The organism is Methylophaga sp. UBA2689, from assembly GCA_002354555.1.
Classification (GTDB): domain Bacteria; phylum Pseudomonadota; class Gammaproteobacteria; order Nitrosococcales; family Methylophagaceae; genus Methylophaga.
Map to the genome: position 1 here is coordinate 1 of DELT01000068.1, position 3801 is coordinate 3801.

The 3801-nt window shown below is 39.8% G+C and carries 4 protein-coding genes; 3 read left to right on the plus strand and 1 reads right to left on the minus strand.

Annotation, left to right across the window (positions count from 1 at the left end):
- Positions 1 to 156 precede the first annotated feature (156 nt).
- On the plus strand, positions 157 to 1092 hold the full coding sequence (locus B3M51_RS07955; protein WP_292479099.1) for a quinoprotein dehydrogenase-associated putative ABC transporter substrate-binding protein: 936 nt from the start codon (positions 157 to 159) through the stop codon (positions 1090 to 1092).
- Positions 1093 to 1130: 38 nt separating this feature from the next.
- Here the strand turns inward: B3M51_RS07955 and B3M51_RS07960 are convergent, their stop codons facing one another.
- The gene (locus tag B3M51_RS07960) at positions 1131 to 1556 is read right to left on the minus strand and encodes a DUF302 domain-containing protein (protein WP_292479100.1); all 426 of its coding nucleotides are present in this window, start codon (positions 1554 to 1556) and stop codon (positions 1131 to 1133) included.
- Between the two features lie 111 nt (positions 1557 to 1667).
- On the opposite strand from B3M51_RS07960, the gene B3M51_RS07965 reads away from it, so the two are divergent.
- Positions 1668 to 2351: a hypothetical protein gene (locus tag B3M51_RS07965; protein ID WP_292479101.1), complete on the plus strand. Its 684-nt coding sequence runs from the start codon at positions 1668 to 1670 to the stop codon at positions 2349 to 2351.
- Positions 2352 to 2479: 128 nt separating this feature from the next.
- Positions 2480 to 3801, plus strand: a 1322-nt coding sequence (locus B3M51_RS07970; protein ID WP_292758127.1) for a sensor histidine kinase, incomplete at its 3' end; no start/stop codon positions are given.

Consider the following 3801-nt stretch of genomic DNA (forward strand, 5'->3'; position numbering starts at 1 on the left):
GGTCTGGGCGCAGTTGGTGCATATCGTGCACTGTCTAGCTGGACTAACCTGGGTGGTGTTCTGAGCGTATTTAGCCTGTAAGACCATTAAGTATTGTAAAATATACTTAAGTTAAAATTAAAAACCCGGTATCTTTTATAGATGCCGGGTTTTTTTTTGAACAAAAACGGCATAGGAAATGTCATATATATTCCCAAAAGAAATAAGGAAGAGAGAATGATCAAACTACAAAAATGGGCAATCCTGGCGTCTGCTCTACTGGGTGCCTCGTTTGCAGTTAATGCGGAAGAACTGAAGCCAATTCCGGGACAAGAAGTATTAAGGGTCTGTGCGGATCCTAATAATATGCCGTATTCCAATAAAAACAAGGAAGGTTTTGATAATAAAATTGCTGAATTATTAGGTGAAAAATTAGGCATTCCGGTTGAATACTACTGGTTCCCTCAACGTATTGGGTTTTCGCGTAATACTATAAAAAAAGAACATCCTGAACGCGGTGGCTATATGTGTGATTTGGCAATGAGCGTTCCTGAGCACACCGATTTTCTGCTGCCGACCAAACCCTATTTCAGTTCTATTGAATCGATTGCCTATCGAAGTGGGGAAGGTTATGAAATCAAAAAGCTTTCAGATTTAAAAGAAGTCAATGAAAAACATGGACCATTAAAAATTGGTTTGTTTGATCGCGCCATTTCCACCAAAGCTCTCCTTGATATGGGGCTTGGAGATAATATTGTTTATTATCAATTGATGAGTGGCGATGTAAATGCGAGCCCAGGTAGAGCGATTGAAGATTTAGCTGCTGGAAAAATTGACGTGATCCCAATGTGGGGACCGGTAGCCGGTTACCACGCCAAAGTTGCTGATGTACCAATAACCGTTAATCCATTAAATGAATTGGGTCAGCTTCATGTATTCAGTTTTAGTATGGCAACTCGCTATTCAAATAGAGATTGGAATAAATTACTGAACAAATTTATAGATCAGAATAAAGCTGAGATAGATGCCATTATTGCTGAATACAATTTACCCTCATTGGAAAATGTCAGTCCTACACCTGCGAAAAAACCGCGTAAAGATGATGACGATTAATACAATGTTTGGCTAAACCAACATCTGAAAAATGGAGGCTACAAAATAGTAGCCTCCATTATTTTTTTCAGATCATCATTAATTCGGGCAGCAAAACGTGCCTGATCTTTATCCGATACGTTTTCATCCATTAATCTGGTGCCAATAACCACACCATTGTTGCTTTCCCTGACAGTAATGATGCAGGGCATATCATTGATAAGTTGTTCATTAATCAACATCATTTCTTTTGCATGGGTGATATTGCAAAAGCTGATGACAGTTGATAAAGGGAAGCTTTTATCTCCACGTTCACGGATCGCCGAACCGATTTCGCTTTTATGAATTATCCTGTAGTTATGCTCGGAGATGGCTATATCCAGATTTACCAGTGTGTCTTGGTAATTATACGGGCTGTTTTTTTCAAGTATTCGATTAGTGTTTGCCGACTGACATGCGATAATAATCAATACGCTTGAAATCACAATTGCAGGAATCTTTAGGCGTTCAAGTAGAGTCATAAGCAAATAAAAATAATAAATTGAAATATAAGAATTTAAGCATAACACCTATAAAAATTCATGAGGTAACAAACAGTGAAGACAAACCAATACATCGTTTTTTTGTTCGGATTAATATTGCTGTTAAGTGGCAAAGCGTTTGCAGCTCCGGGCATGTCAGAAATTAATAATGAGTTATTTGATAAAGCGCATTTAAAAAATATTGACCAGCCGGGCGTGCTGAAATATAAATTTTCCAAAACCAGTTTTGTTGATGGCGATCGTCAGGACACGATTGATGTGATGGTCAAAAATATTCGTAATACCGGGCGTGCAGATACTTATTTTGAGTTTTTTTCCGGTGAAAACAAACGACCATATCAGGAACGTCTGGATCAGCGTGGCAATAGTGTATTCGTTTTATTTCTGGAGTATGACGTACATGAAATGAAACGTTTGACCGGAGGTGAATGGCGTTATTTTCAACGCTTACTGCGTTGGTCATTTGCTGAGGGAGCCGACAAAAAACAAGTCGAAGTGGATTACAACGGTGAGAAGGTAAAGGCATGGCAATATACTGTACAGCCTTACGTCAACGATCCGAAAAATGATCGTTATAAATTGTATTCTTCCAAATACTATATTTTCACAATGTCTGAAGAAATTCCTGGTGAAATTTATCAGGTTAAAACAGTGGTTCCAGACGGCAAAAACTGGAAAGAAGGTGATCCGGTGCTGGTTGAGGAAAAAGTCACATTTAGCGGTTTCGAGCCACAATAACTTATATTTGAAAATTTTATGAAACGGGCCTTCGCGCCCGTTTTTAAATGAAAAGACTTTTAAAAAAACTCCAGTCCATTCAAGGTGCCTTAAGGTTCCACGAGCTCAGCTTTGTGGTGTTAATTATCATGACAGCCTTGATGAGTTTCAACTGGGCACTTGCCTGGCAGAAAAGTTCAGAAGAGTCTCTGCGTTTAAGTTCAATCAATACGCATGTACAGCACTTACGTGGTGATCTTTATCGCCAGCTAAAAGAAGTCTTTGATGTTGTTTTTCTGAATGACGAGCTTGCAGCAGAACAATATTATCAATTTGTTGATCAGATTAATTCTTATCTGGCTCGGTTAAAAGTGCTTTCGAGTTCACCAGATGAAGAGCTTTTGATCGTCAGAATTGAATATGCCTACAACAAGTTTTACCAGGAAACCCGACGTTTTCTGGATAAAGATAAACTTAGCAATGATGACAAACTCTGGCTAGATGACCAGCTTGAACAGCAAACCTTTCGTCAACTTGAAATGGTTTTCAGCGAAATGGAGCAATATCTTCAGCAGCAACAGCAGCAGTTAACTGATTCTGATGAACGTATGTTTGGCAAAATGCTCCTCAGCGAAGCATTGCCAATTCTGTTGGCATTAATCCTACTCACTATCTCCAAATGGTTTGTCCGTCGAAATATGCTGGCGCCGCTACGTAATGTTACCCAGGGTGCCAAGGTAATCAGTACCGGAGATTTTAATCATCATATTCCCTTAACAGGAGTCGACGAGCTGCAACGGCTTTCGCAGGCTATCAATAGCATGGCTGACGAATTGTCCAGTAATCGTGACAAATTGATTGAAACCAAAAAACAAGCCGCTTTAGGCGAACTGGTGCCTTTGGTAGCTCATAATATCCGTAATCCTCTTGCGGGAATTCGCGCGGCTGCACAAGTTTCTATCGAAGAGGCGAATGAAGAAAGTCGTATCGTGCTGAAAGACATTATAATTGCTGTAGATCGACTGGAAAACTGGGTTACCTCGCTACTGATGTACTTGCATCCGTTAAAACCACACCTTGTTGAGGCAACACTAACTGAACTCACTGATAATGCTTTATCCCTGATAGCGCTGCAACTCAATGATAAAGGCATCGATGTAAACCGCCATGGCTGGCAGCAAGAGGCCAGACTGATTAATATGGATAATAATCTGATGGAGCAGGCTATTTTCAATTTGATTCAAAATGCAATTGAAGTGGCACCCATGAATTCAACAATTCATATTCACTACTGGGAAACCCCTCAAAAAATTGGATTGCACATTGAAGATCAAGGGCCTGGTTTTAGCGAAACGCCTCAACAAGAAACCAGTCAAATGCATAAAAAGCTGAATTGCGGACTGGGTATTCCTTTTGCTCAGAAAGTGATTAAACAGCATCAGGGCGATTTGATTTTTGAAAATATTCCGGA